At 74.1% G+C, this 20,195-nt stretch carries 15 protein-coding genes; 9 read left to right on the forward strand and 6 right to left on the reverse strand.

What is annotated here, in order from left to right; translation table 11 throughout:
• Positions 1-27: 27 nt before the first annotated feature.
• Entirely contained in the window at positions 28-927 is a 900-nt protein-coding gene (locus tag LO772_RS01085; RefSeq protein WP_231776392.1) for an IclR family transcriptional regulator, read from the reverse strand.
• Positions 928-1,031: 104 nt separating this feature from the next.
• Between LO772_RS01085 and LO772_RS01090 the strand changes: the two genes are divergently transcribed.
• The 4 genes from LO772_RS01090 (at position 1,032) to LO772_RS01105 (ending at position 4,442) form a co-directional block, all read left to right on the forward strand.
• Positions 1,032-1,835, forward strand: a complete 804-nt coding sequence (locus LO772_RS01090; protein ID WP_231776393.1) for an SDR family NAD(P)-dependent oxidoreductase — start codon at positions 1,032-1,034, stop codon at positions 1,833-1,835.
• Positions 1,836-1,900: 65 nt separating this feature from the next.
• On the forward strand, positions 1,901-2,707 hold the full coding sequence (locus LO772_RS01095) for an SDR family NAD(P)-dependent oxidoreductase (protein WP_231776394.1): 807 nt from the start codon (positions 1,901-1,903) through the stop codon (positions 2,705-2,707).
• Positions 2,704-3,654, forward strand: coding sequence for an alpha/beta hydrolase (locus LO772_RS01100; protein ID WP_231776395.1), 951 nt, complete (start codon positions 2,704-2,706; stop codon positions 3,652-3,654). The genes LO772_RS01095 and LO772_RS01100 overlap by 4 nt, the downstream gene beginning before the upstream one ends.
• Positions 3,651-4,442 carry an SDR family NAD(P)-dependent oxidoreductase gene (locus LO772_RS01105; RefSeq protein WP_231776396.1) on the forward strand — a complete coding sequence of 264 codons (792 nt, stop codon included), beginning with the start codon at positions 3,651-3,653 and terminating at the stop codon, positions 4,440-4,442. The genes LO772_RS01100 and LO772_RS01105 overlap by 4 nt, the downstream gene beginning before the upstream one ends.
• A 179-nt stretch (positions 4,443-4,621) precedes the next feature.
• On the opposite strand, the gene LO772_RS01110 is transcribed toward LO772_RS01105, so the two are convergent.
• Positions 4,622-7,132, reverse strand: a complete 2,511-nt coding sequence (locus tag LO772_RS01110; RefSeq protein WP_231776397.1) for an alpha-L-rhamnosidase — start codon at positions 7,130-7,132, stop codon at positions 4,622-4,624.
• A gap of 673 nt (positions 7,133-7,805) precedes the next feature.
• Between LO772_RS01110 and LO772_RS01115 the strand changes: the two genes are divergently transcribed.
• Positions 7,806-9,155 carry a hypothetical protein gene (locus tag LO772_RS01115; protein WP_231776398.1) on the forward strand — a complete coding sequence of 450 codons (1,350 nt, stop codon included), beginning with the start codon at positions 7,806-7,808 and terminating at the stop codon, positions 9,153-9,155.
• A gap of 102 nt (positions 9,156-9,257) precedes the next feature.
• Here the strand turns inward: LO772_RS01115 and LO772_RS01120 are convergent, their stop codons facing one another.
• On the reverse strand, positions 9,258-9,719 hold the full coding sequence (locus tag LO772_RS01120; protein ID WP_231776399.1) for a flavodoxin family protein: 462 nt from the start codon (positions 9,717-9,719) through the stop codon (positions 9,258-9,260).
• 218 nt (positions 9,720-9,937) lie between these two features.
• On the opposite strand from LO772_RS01120, the gene LO772_RS01125 reads away from it, so the two are divergent.
• The 4 genes from LO772_RS01125 to LO772_RS01140 all read left to right on the forward strand — a co-directional run bounded on the left by LO772_RS01125 (position 9,938) and on the right by LO772_RS01140 (position 15,705).
• On the forward strand, positions 9,938-10,132 hold the full coding sequence (locus tag LO772_RS01125; protein ID WP_231776400.1) for a DUF2304 domain-containing protein: 195 nt from the start codon (positions 9,938-9,940) through the stop codon (positions 10,130-10,132).
• Positions 10,133-10,285: 153 nt separating this feature from the next.
• Positions 10,286-11,998, forward strand: a complete 1,713-nt coding sequence (locus tag LO772_RS01130; protein ID WP_231776401.1) for an ATP-binding protein — start codon at positions 10,286-10,288, stop codon at positions 11,996-11,998.
• 424 nt (positions 11,999-12,422) lie between these two features.
• A complete protein-coding gene (locus LO772_RS01135) occupies positions 12,423-15,065 on the forward strand; it encodes an ATP-binding SpoIIE family protein phosphatase (RefSeq protein ID WP_231776402.1) in 2,643 nt (880 codons plus the stop codon).
• 265 nt (positions 15,066-15,330) lie between these two features.
• The gene (locus LO772_RS01140; RefSeq protein ID WP_231776403.1) at positions 15,331-15,705 is read left to right on the forward strand and encodes an RNA polymerase-binding protein RbpA; all 375 of its coding nucleotides are present in this window, start codon (positions 15,331-15,333) and stop codon (positions 15,703-15,705) included.
• A gap of 309 nt (positions 15,706-16,014) precedes the next feature.
• On the opposite strand, the gene LO772_RS01145 is transcribed toward LO772_RS01140, so the two are convergent.
• From LO772_RS01145 to yczR, 3 genes are all read right to left on the reverse strand, one after another.
• Positions 16,015-16,626, reverse strand: coding sequence for an FxsA family protein (locus LO772_RS01145; RefSeq protein ID WP_231776404.1), 612 nt, complete (start codon positions 16,624-16,626; stop codon positions 16,015-16,017).
• 193 nt (positions 16,627-16,819) lie between these two features.
• A complete protein-coding gene (locus LO772_RS01150; protein WP_231776405.1) occupies positions 16,820-17,671 on the reverse strand; it encodes a polyprenol monophosphomannose synthase in 852 nt (283 codons plus the stop codon).
• Positions 17,672-18,544: 873 nt separating this feature from the next.
• The gene (yczR, locus tag LO772_RS01155) at positions 18,545-20,050 is read right to left on the reverse strand and encodes a MocR-like transcription factor YczR (RefSeq protein ID WP_231776406.1); all 1,506 of its coding nucleotides are present in this window, start codon (positions 20,048-20,050) and stop codon (positions 18,545-18,547) included.
• Between the last annotated feature and the right edge of the window lie 145 nt (positions 20,051-20,195).

Consider the following 20,195-nt stretch of genomic DNA (forward strand, 5'->3'; position numbering starts at 1 on the left):
TCGTCCCGCCCGGCGCACGCCGCGGCGTCAGCCCGGGAACCGGCCCCGCGTCTGCTTCGTGACCACCGTCGCGCACGCCTTGACCCGCTCGGCGATGGCGGTGATCTCGCGTCCGGTCAGGCCGGGTGAGAAACCGGAGGCCGTGATGGCGACAAGCGCGCGGCGGTCGGCGTCGAAGACGGGGGCGGAGGCCATGCCGAGGTCGTACGTCCGGTCGGGTTCGATGACGGGCAGGTCGTAGTCGTGCAGCGCGATCGAACCCGCGAGCGCGTTGCGGTCCTCCGCCTCGGCCTGGTCGGGGTCGGAGGGCCGCACGGCGTCGGGGCTGTCGGACGCGTCGGGGGTGTCGAACGCGCGCCTGATCCCCGAGGCCAGGCCCAGCGCGTAGCCGCGGTCGCGGACGCTCGCCAGGGCGAGGGCGACGCGCTCCCGGTCGAGCGCGACCGGCGCGCGTTCGAGCCACGCCTCGACCTCGCGCTCGTGGGCCCAGGCCATGAACACCAGGCCGAGCGGCGGGACGAGCGGCACGCGCTCGCCCTCGTGGAAGCCCGGTCCGTAGCGCGAGGCGGTGCCGCCGCCGGCGATGAACACGATCTCGATCGGCGTCGCGGCGGTGACGACCACGTCCGCGTCGAGTTCGGCGGCGAGCCCGGTGATGCGGTCGGTGGCGACGCGGATCGCCGGGTGCTGTTCGAGTGCGGCCAGCCCCGCGCTGACCAGCGCGGACCCGAGGCCGTAGGTCTTCCGCGTCGGGTGCCGGTTGAGGTAGCCGGACTCCTCGAGGACGGCGAGCACGGCGTGGGCGGACCCGAGGCTGCTGCCCGTGCGCCGGGCGAGATCGGAGATCGTGAAGCGCTCGTCGCGGTGGGCGACGAGCAGTTCGATGATCTTCAGCGCCTTTTCGACGGCGGGCGCCGGTCGTGCCATGAGGTCCCCCAGGGGTCGCGGTCGAGCCGCTCGGCACCTTATCCCACCTCCCCCGATTTTTCGTAACCGCGAAGAACTTTTCGCTGGAAGACAGGACGAGCCCTATGCACACCGAGCTTGAGAACGCGTTCGAACTCGTCGGCCGCGCCGCCGTCGTCACCGGCGCGGCGAGCGGCATCGGACGCCAGGCCGCCGTCACGTTCGCGCAGGCGGGCGCCGACGTCGTCGTGGCCGACGTCTCCGCGGCCGGGCTGGAGGAGACGGCGGCCCTGGTGCGGAAGCAGGGGCGGACCGCGACGGTCGTCCCCACCGACGTCTCCGACCGCTCGGCGGTCGACCGCCTGGCCCAAGCGGCACTGGACGCGCACGGCCGGATCGACGTGTGGGCCAACGTGGCCGGGGTGATCCGGTACGCGCCCATCGTCGACACGTCCGAGGACGAACTCGACCTCATTCTCTCCGTCAACGTCAAAGGCACCTACTGGGGATGCGCGGCGGCGGCCCGCGCGATGACGGCGCGGGGCTCCGGCTCGATCATCAACGTCGCGTCCGCCGGAATGGACTCGGCCACCCCCGGGATCTCGTGCTACGCGATGAGCAAGTCGGCGGTGGCGATGCTGACCCGCACGCTGGCCGCCGAGGTCGCGCCGCACGGCGTGCGCGCCAACACCGTCTCGCCGGGCTGGGTGCCGACCGGCATGACCGCGCACTACTGGACCAACGAGGACGGCACCGTCGACGAGGCCCGGCAGCGGCAGATGTACGCCGACCGCGCGGCGACCGCGCCGCTGAACCGGATCGGCGAACCGTCCGACATCGCGTGGGCGATGCTCTACCTCGCCGCCGACGCGTCCCGTTTCGTCACCGGGCAGATCCTGCGCGCCAACGGGGGTGTGGCCATGGTCTGAGCCGGCCGCCCCCTTTCGAACCCCCAGCCATCTCCAGGGATTTCGCCGACGAAAGGCCGTCTTCCGTGACTTCCACCGACCAAAGCCCGGTTCCCCAGTACCGCGATCTGCTCGACCTCACCGGCCGCAATCTCGTCGTCCTCGGTGCGGGACAGGGCATGGGCCGCCAGACCAGCCACGCGCTCGCCCAGTCGGGGGCGCGCGTGGTGTGCGTCGACATCGACGCCAAGCTCGCCCACGAGATCGCCGAGGAGGTCGGCGGCGTGCCGTGGGTCGGCGACGTGACCAAGTCCTCCGACGCCGCCCGCCTGGTCGGCGAGACGACGGCGTTGCTCGGCGGCCCGCTGCACGGCTTCGTCGACATCATCGGCCTGGCCGAGTGGATCGACTCCCTCGACATCGACGAGGACATGTGGGACCGGCAGTTCGACGTCAACCTGCGGCAGGCGTACCTCGTGAGCCGCGCCATCGGCCGGCACATGATCGACACCGGCACGCCCGGCACGATGGTGTTCGTCGCCTCGGTGAACGGCATCACCGCGTCCCGGCGCCACGGCGCGTACGGTGCCGCGAAGGCCGGCCTCATCTCGTGGGTCAAGACACTCGGGCAGGAGTTGGGCCCGCACAACATCCGCGTGAACGCGGTCGCCCCCGGCTCGATCATCACTCCCCGCCTGATGGCGGCCGGGGCGCGGAAGAAGCCCTCGGGGAAGTCGGCCGCGCTGTCGCCGCTGGGGCGCAACGGTTTGCCGTTCAACATCGCGTCGGCGGCGCTGTTCCTCAGCAGCGAGCTGTCGTCGTTCGTGACCGGTCAGACGGTCGTCGTGGACGGCGGGGTGTCGGTCATGGACCCGTACGCGGGGTTGTCGTGAGCGCCGGGACGATGGCACCGCGCGATGTCTCCCCGGCCCTGGGGACGCTGCCGCCGCTGCGGCCGTCGACCGTGCCGACGCCGGCCGACCTGACCGCGCGCCGCGCGGGGGCCGGGGCGGCCCGCACGCCGGTCGACGTGCCGGGCGTCACGGTCGCCGGCGTCCGCTACGGCGACGTGCCCTGCGTCGTGTGCGAACCGGCGGACCCGCGCGGCGTGTTGGTCTACTTCCACGGCGGCGGCTACCGGCTGGGGTCGGCCGCCCAGTTCACCGCGTTCGCGGCGCGGCTGGCGGACGCCACCGGGGCGCGCGTGGTCGCGGTCGACTACCGGCTGGCCCCCGAGCACCCGTATCCCGCGGCGCTGCACGACGCGGTGACGGTGTACGAGCGCGTCCTCGCCGAGTCGGCGTACGCCCCGGTGCTGATCGGCGACTCCGCGGGCGGCGGGCTGGCGGCGGCGCTCACGGTGGCGTGCACGGGCGCGGGGCTCGCGCTGCCCGGTGGGGTGGTGCTCATCTCGGCGTGGCTGGACCTGCGGTGCACGGCGGAGAGCTACCGGTCGCGGGCCTCGACGGACCGGCTGTTCTCGTACGACGCCGCGCGGCAGGCCGCGCACCAGTACCTCCAGGGCCACCAGCCCGATGACCCGCTGGTGTCACCGCTGTTCGCCGACCTGTCGGTGTTCCCGCCGACGCTGCTGCTGGCGAGCACCGACGAGGTCTTGCTCGACGACACGCTCGCGATGTCGACGTGTCTGACGGAGGCGGGGGTGACGAACACGACGCACATCGAGCCGGGCGTGCCGCACGCGTGGCCCGGGATCTTCCCCGACCTCCCCGAATCGGCGGCGGCGGTCGAGATGATCGGCCGGTTCGTCGCCGCGTACGGGACCTCCGCGCCCGCGATGGACGCACGCGGCGCCGACACCAAGGGACGGAACACGTGAGCAACACGGGACGCCTCGCGGGCAAGGTCGCGCTCGTCACCGGGGCGGCGCGCGGCATCGGGGCGGCCACCGCCGCCCGGTTCGTGGACGAAGGCGCGCTGGTCGTGGCGGCCGACATCACCGCGGAGCCGGACACCGGGGAGCCGGGGCCGCACGATCCGACCGCCGTCGCGCTGCACCTGGACGTGACGGACGCCGACGGGTGGACGCGCGCGGTCGACGCCACGCTCGCACGGTTCGGACGGCTGGACGTCCTGGTCAACAACGCCGGCATCGGGGCGGGCGGGCCGCTGCACAAGGTGCCGCTCGCCGACCACCACCGGGTGATCGACGTGAACCTGCACGGGGTGTACCTGGGCATGCGCGCGGTCACCGAGGCCATGGCGGCGCACGGCGGCGGATCGATCGTCAACATCTCGTCGATCGACGGTCTCGTCGGCATCCGCGGGCTGACGAGCTATGTCGCGTCGAAGCACGCCGTCACCGGGATGACGCGGTCCGCCGCGCTCGAACTCGGGGCGCTGGGGATCCGCGTGAACTCCGTGCACCCTGGCGTCATCGCGTCGGAACTGGTGAGGGAGTCACCCGTCCGGGACCATCTCGACCGCCTCGTGCGGCGGCAGCCCATCCCGAGGATGGGCCGGCCCGAGGAGATCGCCGCGCTCGTGTTGTTCCTGGCGTCGGACGAGAGTTCGTACTGCACCGGCTCGCAGTTCGTCGCCGACGGCGGGCACCTGGCCGGGCCGTGGCGCGAGGACTACGGGGCGTCGGCGGGTTCCGACACCTGACCGGGGGCGGCGGGGAGCGGGGAGAGAACGCGACGTCGCAGGGCGTTCTCTCCCCGCGGCCGGGCCGCGGTCCTGCCCACCGCCCAGCACAACGGCAGGCATGACGGCAGGCGTCCCACAGGCCGGCACCTCGGCAGGCGTGACGGCCCGACCGCCTGTCAACGCTTGCGGCACCCCCGTCAGTCGCGCGTCTCCGGCGTCGGCTCGCCGAGGGCCGCGGACACGGCGTCCCGCGTGGCGGCGTCGGCGTCGTACCGGTCCAGGACGGTGCGCAGCGTCGTGCCGGGCCCGGCTTTCGCGGCGTGCGCGATCGGGACCTGCGGCAGCCGGGCGGCGAAGACCGCCGCGACCTCGGGCCACACGTCGGGGTCGCCGACGAGCACCGGCAGGGGTGTGTCCAGGGTGTTCCCCGCCTGCGGCCGGAAGCCGTCCGGGAGGTCGTAGCTCCACGCGTGGGTCCCGGCGTCGACGTGTTCCTCGGCGGCGTCGGGGTGCGCGGGGAGCACGACGGTGGCGGTCGTCCCGGGCGGGATCGTGACGCCGACGTCCATGCGCGTGCCCGTGACGCGCCAGGAGACGCGGACCTCCCCGTGCACGGTGATGTGCCGCAGGGCCGCGTGGTCGAGCCCGGGGCCGGGGCGCGGAGCGACGCGCATGCGGCGGTAGCCGGGTTCCTCGGGGGTGAGGCCGCCGACCGTGCGGTGCAGCCAGTCGACGGCCGAGCCGAGGGCGTAGTGGTTGAACGATGTCATCTCGGCGGGGTGCATGGTGCCGTCGGGCCGGATCGCGTCCCAGCGCTCCCAGATCGTGGTCGCGCCCTGGGTGACCGGATACAGGAAGGACGGGCAGCGCTTGCGCAGCAGGAGCCGGTACGCCTCGTCCAGGTGCCCGGTCTTGGACAGGGCCGGGAGGACGAGAGGCGTGCCGGCGAAGCCCGTGGAGATGGCGAACTTGGCGCGGGTCACGACCTCGGCGAGGCGCGCTCCGGCCTTGGCCTCCTGCTCGGGGGTGAGCAGGTCGAACGCGATCGCGAGGGCGTACGCCGTGGCGCTCTCACCGGCGACGCGGCCCGCCGGGGTGACGAATTCGCGGCGGAAGGCCTCGCGGACGCGGGTGTCCAGGGCCGCGAAGTGGGCGGCGTCCTCGGTCTCGCCGAGGATGCGGGCGGTGTCGGCCATGATGCGCGTGGTCTTGGCGAAGTAGGCGCAGGCCACGAGGTATTTGTCGGTCTTGCCGCCGGAGGCGTCGTCGTCGGGGGCGTCGGGGTCGAGCCAGTCGCCGAACTGGAAGCCCTGGCTCCACAGGCCCTCGGCGTCCAGCCGCTTCTCGACGTCGTGCACGAAGGCGGTCATCGACGGGTAGGCGCGGCGGAGGACGGCCGGGTCGCCGTATTCCCGGTGGAGGATCCACGGCAGGGCGACCGCGACGTCGCCCCACAGCGCGGTCGGGACCAGCAGGTGCCCGCCGAGCACGTCCGGCACGGTGACGGGGACGGAGCCCTTCTCCCGCTGTTCGGCGGCGAGGTCGTCGAGCCACGAGCCGAGGACGCCGCGGACGTCGTACAGGAACGCGGCGGCGGGCGCGAAGGCGTGGATGTCGCCGGTCCAGCCCATGCGTTCGTCGCGCTGCGGGCAGTCGGTGGGCAGGCCGACGAAGTTGCCGCGCATCGACCAGACGGCGTTGGCGTGGAACCGGTCGACGAGTTCGTGCGAGGTCTCCAGCCATCCGGTGCGCGGCATGTCGCTGTGCACGACGACGGCGGCGACCTCGTCGAACGGGCCGTCGATCTCGGCGTAGCGGAAGCCGTGGAAGGTGAAGCGGGGTTCCCAGATCTCGGTTCCGCCGCCGCGCAGGGTGTAGCGGTCGACGCACGCGGCGGTGCGCAGCGAGGTGGGGTCGAGTTCGCCGTCGGGGGTGAGGATTTCGGCGTGGCGCAGGGTGACGGTGCGGCCGGCTTCGCCGGTGGTGGTGAGCCGGATCCAGCCCGCGAGGTTCTGCCCGAAGTCGACGATCGTGCGGCCCGAGGGGCTGGTGGTCACGGAGACGGGGGCCAGTTCCTCGACACGGCGGATGGGTTCGGCGGTGCGCGGGACCAGCGTGCCGGGGTCCCAGGGGTACACGACGGCCGGTGTCCAGCCGGCGGCGTCGAATCCGGGGGTGTGCCAGCCGTCGGGTTCGCGCCGGGCGTCGTAGGTCTCGCCGTCGTAGAGGCTGTGGGCGAGGACGGCCCCGGTCGCGCATTGGAACGATTCATCGGTGGCGATGACATCGACGTGGTCGGCGTAGGTGAGTTCCAATCGCGCGAACAGGGCGGGGCGTTCCGCGTAGTGGAACCGGTCGGCGTTCTCGCCGGACTCGGCGACCGCCGCGAATCCGATCCGGCCGACCGCCCAGCCCTCGCCGACGATCGCGCCGAGCACGTTCGCACCGGGGGTGATCAGCGCGGTGACGTCGTGGGTGCTGACGACGACGCGGTGGCGGTACGAGGTCCAGCCCGGGGCGAGCACTTCGTCGCCGACGCGCTCGCCGTTGACGTACGGCTCCACGATGCCGAGGGCGGTCACGTGCAGCAGCGCGCGCTCGGGCGCGGTGTCGACGGTGAACTCGCGTCGGAAGTACGGGGCTTCTCCGTCGGGTTCGAGCGCGAACGACGGCGTGACAAACCGGCCTTCGGCTTTCGCGGACGTCATGGGGCGGTCCCCTCTTCCGGTTGCCCGGCGCGTGGATCGGATCCTGGTGATGCGGCCAAGTAATGCGCGTTAATCATGGGATACCGGCGCCGCCCCGGCAAGAGGCATCGAAGTCGACTCGGCTCTCCCGGGGCAACCGATTGCCGGGTGTTGCCGCGCGCGCCGGCGTCCGGCCCGCGCGTCACCGCGGCACGGACGGTCCGGCGCCGAGCGCGTGCCACCGACCGGCGACCGCCGACGGCCCCCGCAACGCCCGCGGCCCGCACAGCCGTTCGCGGGGGCGGCCGGAAACGGAGCCCGAGCCCGAGACTCCGGACGCCGCCGCTCCTCGCCGCACCCCCGCCCGCCCGCCGTCCGGACCGTCGGCAGGGCAGCACCGGCGCTGAGCGGGGCGGCCCGCGAGGGTGCGACGGCGGCGCCGCGCCCCCGCGCGCCGCGCGCTCCCCCGCGTGCGCCGGGCGGTGTGACCGCCGAACAGGCGATCCAGGCAACCACGTCGCACCGTTTGTCGCGACCCGCCCTACAAGGTCGTACCGTCCGGGCATCTCGGACATCACGGAATCGAGGTGTATGGCTGGCACTTTCGGGCGGATTTCCTGCCTTCGCCTACCCGTGACCCCCGGCCCGTTCTATCGTCGGCCCGATCGGTGTCACCCGAGGGAAGGGGCCGGCCGTGACCCGACGAGGTATGGGTGTTGCCCGGGTCGGACAGGCGTTGGGGCTTGTCCCCCGGCAGGTTCGCCTCGCCGCGCGTGCGGGGCTGCTGGACCAGCACGAGGACGGCACGTTCGACGCGGACTGCGTCGCGCGCGCCGCGGCGGACCAGCGGCGCTTCATGGACGCGCTGCACCGCGAGGAGCCGCTGAGCACGCGGCAGGCCGCCGCACGGCTGCACGTCAGCCGCGAGCGGTTCACGCGCGTCGCCCGCAACGCCGAACTGCCGGTGGTCGAGCGGCAGTGGCTGCGCCGGTACGGGCGCGACATCGAGGTGTGCTACTACCGCACCGCCGACGTCGACGCCCTGGTCCCGTACATCGTCGCCGACATCGAACTGCGGGCGGCGGCGGCCCTCGTCGCCCGCTCGCAGGCCGCCGCGCAGGCGGCCGTCACCCGCGCCAACAACCGCGAACGGGCCAAACACGCCAGGCAGTTGCTCGCCACGCGGCGCATCGACGAGGTGGGCGACCCGGTCGAGACGGTCCTGTGGGCGGTCGCGCTCGGCGCCGCGCACGGGCGCCTCGCACCCAGGCTGCGCCGGTTCCGGGACGACCCCCGGGCCCAGGCTCTCGCCGACGTCGTCACGCAAGCACGCCTGGACGCGGCCGAGTTGGGGCGCCTCGCCGCCGAGTCGGCCGGTCCCGCGCTGCGCGCGCTGCCGTTGCTCGCCCGTCCCAACGAAGTCGCGTCGCGCCTGGGCGTCCCGGCGTTGCGCGTCGCGGAGCACACGCCCGCGCTGCACGGCTACATCGCCCGCGCCAAGCTCGACGAGCTGGCGGCGATGCCGCCGGGCTGGCTGCTGATGCTGCGCGGCGACCAGGAGCTGGAGCGCGTCGCGGCACTGTGGCAGCGCGAGCAGGAGCGCGTGTGGGAGCTGGAGCGCGCCCGGGCCGAGGCGGTCATGTACGAGGCGTCGCGCGCCGTGTCCCGGCTGTCCGACGAGTCCGTCGCGGAACTCTTCGGTCTCGACGAGGAGTTGGTCGCCGGATTGCGTCCGCGCAGCGGGCGCTGGGCGATCGAGAAGATCGAGGAGCTGCTGCGCACGCGCCCGGCGTGGATCACCGATCCCGCCGCGGCCCGTGCGGAGGTCGCGCGGCGGGAGAGATCCGCCGAGCGCCGCGCGACGGCCCGCGCCGCGCGGCGGCTGGCCTGGCGGCGGGGCTGGGCCAAGGCCTTCGGCGTCGCCGTCGAGGACGTCCCCGAATCCGTCGGCCGTCCGACCCCCGCGGCCGTCCGCGCGGCCCTCGCCGCTCCCCCGCACTGGGCGAAGGCACCGGGCGGCGGCGGCGCGGAGACGTCCGTCTGAGGGTCCGGCCCCGGCCCGCCGCGTCGCGAGCCGGAGACTCACCGTCTCCACGACGTCGCGCCCGCACGTCGGCCGCGGGGCAGGCGATGTCGGCCGGAGGCCTCAGTCCGTCGCGTCCATGAGTTCCGCGGCCACCAGCGCGCCCAGGTCCGTGCAGGCCTCCCGGGCTGCCTTCGTCACGGGGCCGGTCACCTCCACCGCCGGGCGGACGCGCCGCAGCCCCATCGCCGAGGCCGCCCCTTCCACGGAGCGGACCGCCCCCGTCGTGTCGCTGCCGCCGTGCACGTACAGCCCGTAGGGCAGGCGCGGCGGGTCGCCCGCGCGCAGGTACAGGAGCTGGTCGAACCAGTGCTTGAGGGCCCCCGACATGTAGCCGATGTTGGCGGGGGTGCCCAGCAGGTAGCCGTCGGCCTCCAGCGCCTCCGCCGGCGCGCAGGTGAGCGCCGGGCGCACGCGTACCTCCACGCCGGTGATGTCCGGGTCGCGCGCGCCGGTCAGCGCGGCCTCCAGGAGTTCCGCGAGGGTCGGGGAGGGCGAGTGGTGCACCACGAGCAAGACCGCCACGTGCGATGCCTTTCCGGAGAGGGCCGTGTGTCCGCACACATCATGGCGGAGGCCGACCGCTGCGCCACACAGACCAAGAAAAGCGACAAATAACCCATTTGCCGGTATCGCTCGTACTTACCTTTTGTGAGTATGAGAGCACTTTCCGTACCAAACGGCGTTGGTCGAACAGCGGCGTACGAACGCCGCCGTCCCCCACCGCACCCCCAGGAGTCACCGTGGTCCTGTCGATTTCCGGAGTCCTGCTGCTCGGCGTCGTCGCTTTCGTCTTCTTCCGCAAGGACGGGATGAAGCTGTCCCACGCCGTCGTCTGCGGGCTGTTCGGTTTCTACTTGGCCAGTACGGCCGCCGCACCGCACATCGCGGCCGGCGGCAACAGCGTGGCCACCATGCTGAGCGACATCTCCTTCTGAGCCGGCGGCGCGCCCTCTCCCCGTGCGCGCCCGCCGTCGTGCACCTCCTCCGTGCACACGTGCCGCGCACGCCCTCCCGCGCGCCCGCTGCGCGCATCCATCCGCGCCGAGCCGGGCGTGGCCCACGCGGCGCTCGTACGACCAGGAGCTCCCGTGCCCTCCCCACTGCCCCCCACCGCCCCGGCCTTCCCCCGACGCCTCGTGGACGCGACGCGGAACGGATTCGCCGCCACCCGGGCGGGATTCGCCGGCGGCCGGGCCCACGCCGGCCGCATCGGCCACCACGCGCGCGACATGTTCGCACCGCTCATCGCCGTCCAGCGGGGCCTGCGCCGCGCGACGCGCCGGGGCCACGCGTGGTGGTCGGCGGCTGCCACGAACCACCGCCAGGCCGCGGCCGTCGGCCTCGTGGCCACGCTGGTACTGCTGTACTTCGTGCCGTACGGGCTGCCGGGCGCCCTCGCCGTGGTCGTCCTCGGGGCCGCCTGGCTCGGCCGCACGCGCCGGACGCCGGCCGTGCCCGGGCCGCCGCCCGGGGGCCACCGCCTCCAGGCGGTCTACAACGGGCTGGTGCCCCACCTGTCGGACGGGCACGACCCCGAGGAACTGTTCGCGCCGGGCGGCGACTACGCCAAGCCGTTCGAACACCACGAGTTCGAAGGCGACCGGCTCACGCGCCTCGAAATGCGCTACTCGCCCTTCTTCACCGACGACGACCCCGCCTCCCGCGCCCGCATCGAACGCGTGATCGAGGCCAAGGTCGGCCGCTGCCGCGAGTACCTGTACGACTGGGACACCGAGAACAACCGCCTCACCGTGGCCGCCCTGCCGCCGCTCCCCGGCCCGGTCCCGGCCCAGCGGTACGTCACCGCGCCGTGCGAGATCGTGCTCGGCTTCACCGACGCGACGTCCACGAACCGCCTCATCCCCGTGATGGCGGGCACCGCCGGACCCGCCGGACCCGAGGGCGCGGCCCGGGAGCTGCCGCCGGTCATCTGGCGGGCCGGCAGCCGTACGAGCGCGCCGCACATGCTGGTCGTCGCCGGACCCGCCTCCGGGAAGACCACTCTGCTGCGCACCATCGCCCTCCAGGCGCTCCGCGACGGCGAGGTGATCGCGATGGACGCGACCGGTTCCGGCGAGTTCGCTTACCTGGCCGGCCGCGCGGGCGTCCTGCGCACCGACAACACCCCCGACCAGATCCGGACGACGCTCTCGTGGCTGCACGCGGAGGCCGCGCGGCGCGCCGCGGCGATCAGCGCCGCCAAGGCCGCCGCCACGCCCGTTCCCGATGCCGTGCGCCGCCCGCTCCTCGTCCTGCTCGACGAGCCCGCGGAACTCGCGGACGCCGCCGGCACCTCGGTGTCCGAGGTGTACGAACTCCTCGACCTGCCACTGCGGTTGGGCCGCACGACGCACATCAGCCTGGTGACGACGGCCCGCCCGAGCCGGCTCGGGCGGCTGCACCCGGGGCTGCTCGCCGAGACGCACACGCGCATCGCGCTCGGCCCGCTCGACGCCGACACCCTGGTGACCGCCCTCGGCACCGAGCCGGGCATCGCGGGCGGCGACACCGTGCCGCCCGGCCGGGGGTACGCCCGCATCGGCGCGGGCCCGGTCATCCGCATCCAGACGCCCTACACGCCCGACCCGCTCGAGGACGACACCCCCGAGGCGGACCGCATGCGGATCCTCGACCTGCTGCCCGACGTCGTCCTGCGCGGCCTCCCCCGCCACGCCCCGGTGACCCCGAACGCACACGTCACCGGCGGGGCGGTCGTCACCAAGGCCCCGGCCGAGCCCGTGTCGTCGGCCGAGCCGGCGGTGATGTCCCTGACGAAGTCGCCGCTCACCAAGACCCGGTGACCGCCGCCCGTGCGACCGGAACGGCGGCCCGGGCGGCCCCGCCGAGTCCGTCCCCGCACGCCGCCCCGCCGGTTTCGCCCCGGGCGACGCCGTCCGGGCAAACCCGTGCGGGCGAACCTTGCGTCCCGGCGCGAACGCCCGTTTCGCACACGGCACTCACGGCCGACGCGGCGCCCCCCGGACCGGCACGGCCCCGCGTCGCGCACCATCACCGTTGTCGCCCAGGCGAGTTCGGTGCCGCGGCCGTCGGGAAGCCACCCGATCCCCCGAGAACGGGGTGCGCACGCCGGGGACGCCGCCGTCCACCGCGCGCGTTCCCCCAACCGTGCACGAATGCTGCAAACCTCCCACATCAGCCCGAGTCTCACGCCATGATGGACCCCCGACAGAACCGGCCGTACGGCAGCCGAGGACGTGGACGCCCGTGTTCGACCTCGCCCACCTCACCCCCAGCGACCTCGTCGTCTGCGGGTCCGACTTACGCCAGGCCACGGCCTCGGCGGCGACGACGGAGGAGGCGGCCTACGCCGTCGCGCGCCACCTGCGCGGCAGATTCGCCGACCCCGCGACCAAGACCCCGCAAGTCGCCCTCGCCCGCGTGTACGCCACCGCACGCGTCGAGGGCTGCGGCACCACCGGCTGCGAGACCCCCACGGGCGGGCGGGTACTCGAACTCCTCGGCGGAGACGGCGAGTCCGTCCCCGAAGCGGGCCACCCCGGGCAACCGGAGCTGGTGTCGCTCACGTCCCCGACCGAAGTCGCCCAACTCCACCCGGCGTTCGCCTCGGTCCTGCGCGACTTGGGCATCCTGGAACCGGAGCCGCCGGACCACCCCGACGACGCGCGGTCGGACCGGAACATCGCGCCGTCCGGCCCCTCGCCCGCCGACGCCGCGCCCAACGACCCTCCCGCACACGCGAGTTCGGGTTCCCCCGGGTCCGCCGCCCGCCCCCGGGTCCCGGTCGGCGCGCTCGGGGTGGCGATCTTGGACGAGCCGCCGCCCCCGCACGCGGACGACGCCGCGGTACCTCCGGGCGCCCCCGTGGTCGACACCGACCCGGACGCCGACGCCGACTCCGAGCGGCACGCGATCGCCCACATCCCGGACCCGCTGGCGGCCCGCCACGGCGTGCGCACCGTACTGGGCTACGCCGGGCACCTCCCGGACGGCGAACGGTTCGCGGTGCTGCTGTTCACGGGCGCCCACGTGCCGGCGTCGACCGCGGTGTCGCTGCGCGGGCTCACCGCCGCGACACGGCTGGCGCTGCTGCCCGTTCCGTCCACGCCCGTCCCCACGCCGCGCACCGGGCAGCTGACGGCGGCGCGGCTGGACGCGCTGGAGCAGCTTCTCTCCGTCGCCGAGGACAGGACGGTCGAGCAGGCCCGCACCGTCGAGTCGTACCGCGGCCGGGTGCGCACCCAGGCGGAGCAACTGGAGGCCAAACAGCGCCGGTTGGAGCAGGAGCGGCAGATCGTCGAGACGCTGTACAACGTCGGCCAGCAGCTGACGCGCGAGCTGGACCTCGACCAGTTGGTGCAGGTGGCGACGGACGCGGCGACGGCCGTGATCGCGGCCGAGCACGGCATCCTGCTGTACCGCGACTGCGACACCGACGGCCACGACGACATCCGGCACGCCGCCACCACGCGCGGGTCGGCCCCGCATCCGCTGCTGCCGCACCCGGACGTCCGGCTGACCGGCGCGCATCTGGCGGTCGACACGGTGCGCTGCCGCGACGTCGCGGACCACCCCGGCGAGTGGCACCGCGCCCCGCTGGCGGAGGATGCCGAGGCCCCGACGGTCCGCAGCTACCTCGCGGTTCCGGTGGTGAGCCGGACGGGCGAACGGGTGGGCTCGTTCGCCTTCTCGCACTCGAAGCCCGACATCTTCACGCAACGCGACGAGCAACTGGCGCTGGGCATCGCCTCACAGGCCGCGTCCGCGATCGAGAACGCCCGCTTGTACCGGAGTGTCGCCGACACCGCCGTGCGGCTGCAACGCTCGCTGCTGCCCCCGGAGTTACCCGATATCGAGACGCTGGAGATCGCGTGCCGCTACCTGCCGGGCGCGCGCGGGTCGCAGGTCGGCGGCGACTGGTTCGACGTGATCCCGCTGTCGGCGGGGCGGGTGGCGCTGGTGATCGGCGACGTGATGGGCCGGGGGCTGACCGCGGCGGCGGTGATGGGCCAGCTGCGCACGGCGGTGCGGGCGTACGCGGTGATGGACCTGCCGCCCGCCCAGGTGATGCGCCACCTGAACCGGCTCATGGGCGGCATGGGCGCCGAGGACCAGATCACCACGTGCGTCTACGCGGTGTACGACCCCGACCAGGACCTGATCCGCTGGTCGAACGCCGGCCACCTCCCGCCCGCGATCATCTCGTCGGACGGCGAAGTGCGGCTGCTGGACGACGACTTGGGCGTTCCGCTCGGCGTGGACGGCACGGCGTTCGAGGACGCCGACGCGCAATTCCGGGCGGGCGACCGCCTGTTGCTCTACACGGACGGCCTCGTCGAGCGGCACGACGTGTCGCTGGCGGACCGGCTGCTCCAGTTCACCGAGGCGGTCGACGGTGCCGCGCGCAACCCGGGCGGTGTGCAGGACACGTGCGACCGGCTCATGAGCGGCATGTTGACCGGCCGCGAGCACGACGACGTGGCGCTGCTGCTGGTGCGGGCGCAGGCGGGCCGGGAGCGGGCGGCGGCACTGGAACTGCCGCCGACGCCGCGCGCGGCCCGCGAGGCCCGGGTCTTCGCCCGGGCGGTCCTGGGCCGGTGGCGCCGCGCGGCCGTGCTGGACGGGGCCTGTTCGGTGGTCACCGAGTTGGTCGCGAACGCGGTGGAGCACGCGCGGACGCCGATGGAGCTGCGGCTGAGCCTGCGCCCGGGCCGGCTGGTGGTGCAGGTCGCCGACCACGACGGGCGCCTGCCCCGGCGGTTGGCGGCGGGCGCCGCGGACGAGCGGCACCGGGGGCTGATGATCGTGAACGCGCTGTCGGCCGACTGGGGCACGCGCCCCACGGACACGGGCAAGGTCGTGTGGGCCGAGCTGCCGGACCCCGGGTGACGGCACGGCCTCCGGCGCGCGGCGGTCCGCCCCGGCGCACGGGAGGAAGCGGGGTGATCAGGCTTTCCCACGAAAAGAACGATGCGGCATTATGTCCGAGATGGGATGAATTTTCCTTATACGGGTAGTTACCTCGGCGGCACAGGCGCCGGGGACGCACGGCACCGGAATGGTCCGGGAATCTTCCGCGCCTGTCGCACGTTGATCGATCGAACAGGCAGCCACGGCTGTCGCAGGGACTTATCGGCCCAGGAGGCACGATTTCATGAGTGAGCGAGCTCTCCGCGGCACGCGCCTCGGCGCCACCAGCTACGAGACCGACCGTGGTATCGACCTGGCCCCTCGTCGCACCGTCGAGTACGCGTGTCCGCGCGGCCACCAATTCGAGGTGCCGTTCTCCGTCGAGGCGGAGATCCCGCCGGTCTGGGAGTGCCGCAGCTGCGGCGCGGTCGCCCAGCTGGTGGACGGCGCCCCGCCGGAGGAGAAGAAGAACAAGCCCGCGCGTACGCACTGGGACATGTTGATGGAGCGGCGCACCCGCGAGGAGCTGGAAGAGGTTCTCGCGGAACGACTCGCCGTTCTGCGCTCCGGCGGCATCAACCTGCACCACGACCCGCGCGACAACCGCAAGACCGCCTGACACCGCCGGCCGACCCAAGCGAACACCAGCCGAAGGACTCCCGCCCGATCCCCGCAATCGGGCGGGAGTCCTTCGTTTGCCCGCTTCCGGGCGGCCGACGGCGACCGGAGCGGCGATGCGTCGGCGGTGCGTCGGCGTGCGGGCCGGTGACGTGCGGGGGCTCCGACGCGCGCCCCGCTCAGGCGGGAGTCCTTCGTCCGCCGGTTTCCGGGCGGACGACGGCCACGGCCCGAGGCGGGTGGGTGGTGTCGGCGCCGCCGCGGCGGTGGTTCTCGGGGGCGGCGCGGTTCCCGGGTGCGTCCGAGACCGTCAGCCGGTGATGCGTCCCGGACCGTGACCGGAGTCCCCCGGGCGCCGGCCGCGGGCGCCGTCGGAGGTGTCGTGGCGGTCGGTGTCGTCGTCTTCGGGGATCACCTCGCCGGGGACGACCTTGCCGTCGGGGCGGTGCATGCGCATCTGGTCGTGGGCCTGGCGCGCCTGGCCCACGGCCGCTCCGAAGCGGGTGCGGCGGGCGAGTTGGCTGCCGACCGCGCCGCCGATGGCGAGGCGGACGAGGGGCCGGGTGAAGGGCAGCAGGCACAACAGGCCGAAGGCGTCGGAGATGAAGCCCGGGATGATCAGCAGGATTCCGCCGAGGATGACCAGGCCCGCGTCCGCGGCGGCGCGGCCGGTGGCGGCGCTGGGGAGGACCGAGGCCGGGTTGCGCGGGTCGGCGTCCGCGGCGTTCGCGGTGGCCGCGGCGCTGAGGCGGTTGAGAGCGCGGCGGCCCGCGTACTTGATCGCGAGCGCGCCGGCGACGACGCCCGCCAGGAGCAGCAACACGGTGTTTCCGGCGCCGATCGCACTGCCCACCCGGCTGATCACGAAGATCTCCAGGATCGGCCAGGCGACCAACGCCAGGAGGATCGCGGCGCGGCGCATGTGGGGTCTCCTTCCGGCCCCCGTCCCGGGGCGGTTCCGCGCGGGGGACGCGGGGCGGGCGTGGTTGCCCCGGGTGGCTGCCCCGCTCCGGCGTCGGCCGCGCGGCGTCGGCCGGAGGCGGAACGGTTCGTGGGCGGCGACGCGTCGTCGCGAAAGCGCCGAGGCGCCGCGTACCCCTCCTCTGTTAGACGTCTCAGACGCCCGGCGTGTTCCCGCCGGCGCCCTTGTCGCCGCTGTCGGCGCCGGTGCCGTCGGCACCGCCCGTCCCGGGGGTGTCGCCCTTGCCGCCGCGCCGGAAACGCTCCAGGTGGCGGCCCGCGCCCCACGCCGTGACGCGCCACAGCGCCTCGACGAAGATCGCACGGCTCATCTTGCTGTTGCCCCGTTCGCGCTCGACGAACGTGATGGGCACCTCGACGACCCGGTAGCCGCGCCGCGCCGCGCGCCATGCCAGGTCGACCTGGAAGCAGTAGCCCTGCGACGCGACGGAGTCCATGTCGATGCCGACCAGGGTCTCCTTGCGGAACGCCCGGTAGCCGCCGGTCACGTCGCGGATGTCGATCCCGAGCATCGTGCGCGAGTAGAGGCTGCCGCCGCGCGAGATGAACTTGCGGCTCGTGGGCCAGTTCACGATCGATCCGCCGGGCACCCAGCGCGAGCCCAGCACGAGGTCGGCGTCGCGGATGGCCTCCAGCAGGCGCGGCAGTTGCTCGGGCTGGTGCGAGCCGTCGGCGTCCATCTCGACGAGGATGTCGTAGCCGCGGTCGATGCCCCAGTGGAACCCGGCGAGGTACGCGGCGCCGAGGCCTTCCTTGCCTTTGCGGTGCAGCACCTGGACGTGCGGGTCGTGCTCGGCCAGGGTGTCGGCGATCTCGCCGGTGCCGTCGGGGCTGTTGTCGTCCGCGACGAGCACGTCCACGTCGGAGACCGCGGTGCGCAGGCGGGTGACGATGCCCTCGATGTTGTCGGACTCGTTGTACGTGGGGATGATGACGAGCACTTTGCCCAGGTCGGTGAAGGTGTTCTGCTCGTGGGGGGCGCTCACATCGTCTCCTCGGTGGGGTCGTCCGCCGGCCACTGCGGACTCGTCGACCCCCGTGCGTCGGTCACGTGTCTCTCGTCCTCGTCTGTGGTCCGCGTGCTTCATGGGCCCGTGCCGGACAGATAGCGGCGCGCTGTTCGGCCGAGCACGGTGCGTGTACGGCAGTGACGGTACAACGTACGCGGCTGGCGTGGGGTTTCGCGATCAGGGTCGCCGAAAACCGACGCCGCACGGCGCCGCGCGCGGGGTGGGGAAACGGAGCATCGGGGGTGTTTCCGGGCGGGTGCTCGCGTGAGCGCGCGAGGAGGCGGCGCGCGGGTTCCGTCGTGAGGCCGGGTGGGCGGCGCACAAGGGCGGTGGGGCCGCCGCGGCGCGGTGGCCCGGGTGGCGGGTGGGGCCGGTGCCCTTCGGGCCGACCACGGGCCGGCCGGCTGCCGGTCTCGATGGCCGTTGTCTACTGGACGGCCGGGCCCCACCCGGGTCACACCGTCCGGCCGGCGCTCGTGGTGCCGGCAAGGCAGCCGCTCGGTTCGCCGCGCTTTGCCGGTCCCCTCCGCGCGTGGCGGCTCCCCGGGCGCGCGCGTGCGGGGACGGGTCTGGCGCTGGGTGGCCTTGCGGTCACCGGGCCCGGTCGCGTGCGCGGGTCCCGGGAAGGTGTTCCCGGTCGGTGGTCCTGCGGTGGACGTCAGCGAACGTAGCGTTTCGGGCGGGAGGGGTGTCAACACCGCTGTGACCTGCGGAGTTATCGCGTTTCCGCAGGTCAGCGCACTGGCACCACACGGCCTCGGGAAATGCTCTCGCCGGTGAATCGCCCGTCGGTCGGCGTAATCCGGCCGGGCGGACGGTGCCGTGCGGGCCGTCGCGGCGCCGCCGGTTTCACGCCACGCAGCCCGTGAACGACGCCGTCAGCCCCGCGTCCGGGCGGGCGCGGGCGGTTTCCGCGGTGGCGAGGGCGAGGCGGCGTACGGCTTCGGCGAGGGTCGGTTCGTCGAGGGTGAAGGGGATGCGCAGGTGGCGTTCGAAGGCGCCGGTGGGGCTGAAGAGCGTGCCGGGGGCGATGCGGAGGCCGTGCCGGGCGGCGGTTTCGGCCAGGGCGGTGGTGGAGGCCGTGTCGGTGTGCGTCCACAGGGAGAGACCGCCGGAGGGCGGTGTGAAGGTCCAGCCGGGCAGGTGGGTGCGGATCATCGCGGCGAGGGCGTCGCGGGCGGCGCGGAGCGCCGGGAGGCGGGCGGCGAGGATGGCGTCGCTGTGGTCGGCAACGAGGTGGTGCAGCACGAGTTGGTCGAGCACCGGCGCGGCGACGTCGAGCCCGGCGCGGGTGGCGACGAGGCGGCGGACGAGTTCGGGCGTCCCGCGGACCCAGCCGATGCGCAGCCCGCCCCAGAACGATTTGGACGCGGACCCGAGCGTGACCACGGTTCCGTTGTGGTCGTGCGCCGCGACGGGGGCGGGGTGGTCGGGGTGCGGGGGCGGCGGTGTGTCGAGGGCGAGGTCGGCGCACGTCTCGTCGACGACGAGGATCGTGCCGGTCGCCCGCGCGTCGTGGATGAGCCGGCGCCGGGTCTCGGTGTCGGCGAGGTGCCCGGTCGGGTTCTGGTAGTCGGGGACGACGTAGGCGACGCGCGGGTTGGCGGCGCGGAGTGTGTCGTGCCAGGCCGGGAGGTCCCAGCCGGCCTCGGCCATCGGGACGGGCACGGGACGGCCGCCCTGGGCGCGTACGGACTCCAGGGCGTTGGCATAGGTCGGCGACTCGACCGCGACGCGGTCGCCGGCGTGGACGAGCGTGCGCAGGAGCAGCACCCACGCGGACAGCGCCCCGGTGGTGACGATGATCTGGTCGGGGGTGGTGGGGGCGCCGCGGTCGGTGTAGCGGCGGGCGATGGTCTCGCGCAGCACGGGCAGCCCGGCCGGGTGGTAGCCGTGCGCGGCGGCGTAGGCCGGCAGCGCGTCCCCGGCGTCCGCGACGGCCCGCGCGAGGTGGTGGCCGGGTCCGGGGAGCGCGGCGACGCCGAGGTCGATCGTGCCGGTGCCGCCGGCGCTGCTCGGGACGAGTGCGCGCGTCGGAGGGTCGGCCCGGTGCGTGGGCAGCGCGGTCCACGAGCCGGAGCCGCGGCGGGAGACGAGGTAGCCGTCGGTGCGCAGCAGGTCGTACGCGGCGGCGATCGTGGTGCGGGACACGCCGAGGTGTTCGGCGAGGCCGCGTTCGGCGGGCAGCCGGGCGGTGAGGGGGACGCGGCCGTCGAGCACGAGGGCGCGGATCCGGTCGGCGAGCGCCTTGTAGGCGGGCGTGTGCGGGCCGTGGGCGCCGCCGGAGGCGGGCTGCCAGGGTTGGAGGAGGTCGACCAGGCGGGCGCTGCTGACGGTCAGGTGTCGCACGGTCACCAGTCCACGGTGAGGGGATTGGCCGGGAATCCGGGGTCCGGTCGGCACGATTGTCCCACTGGTGGCCTCGGCGCGGGAGGGGCGGCCGGTGAGGTGGCCCCTCCCCCGCCGTCGTGCCGCGGTCGTGCCGGGGTCGTGCCGTCGT

It is taken from the genome of Yinghuangia sp. ASG 101 (genome assembly GCF_021165735.1).
Classification (GTDB): Bacteria; Actinomycetota; Actinomycetes; order Streptomycetales; family Streptomycetaceae; genus Yinghuangia.

Coding starts and splice junctions, on each gene's coding strand:
- LO772_RS01090 (WP_231776393.1), top strand. CDS start 1,032: ATGCACACCGAGCTTGAGAACGCGTTCGAACTCGTCGGCCGCGCCGCC.
- LO772_RS01145 (WP_231776404.1), bottom strand. CDS start 16,626: ATGCGCCGCGCCGCGATCCTCCTGGCGTTGGTCGCCTGGCCGATCCTG.
- LO772_RS01085 (WP_231776392.1), bottom strand. CDS start 927: ATGGCACGACCGGCGCCCGCCGTCGAAAAGGCGCTGAAGATCATCGAA.
- LO772_RS01110 (WP_231776397.1), bottom strand. CDS start 7,132: ATGACGTCCGCGAAAGCCGAAGGCCGGTTTGTCACGCCGTCGTTCGCG.
- LO772_RS01140 (WP_231776403.1), top strand. CDS start 15,331: ATGAGTGAGCGAGCTCTCCGCGGCACGCGCCTCGGCGCCACCAGCTAC.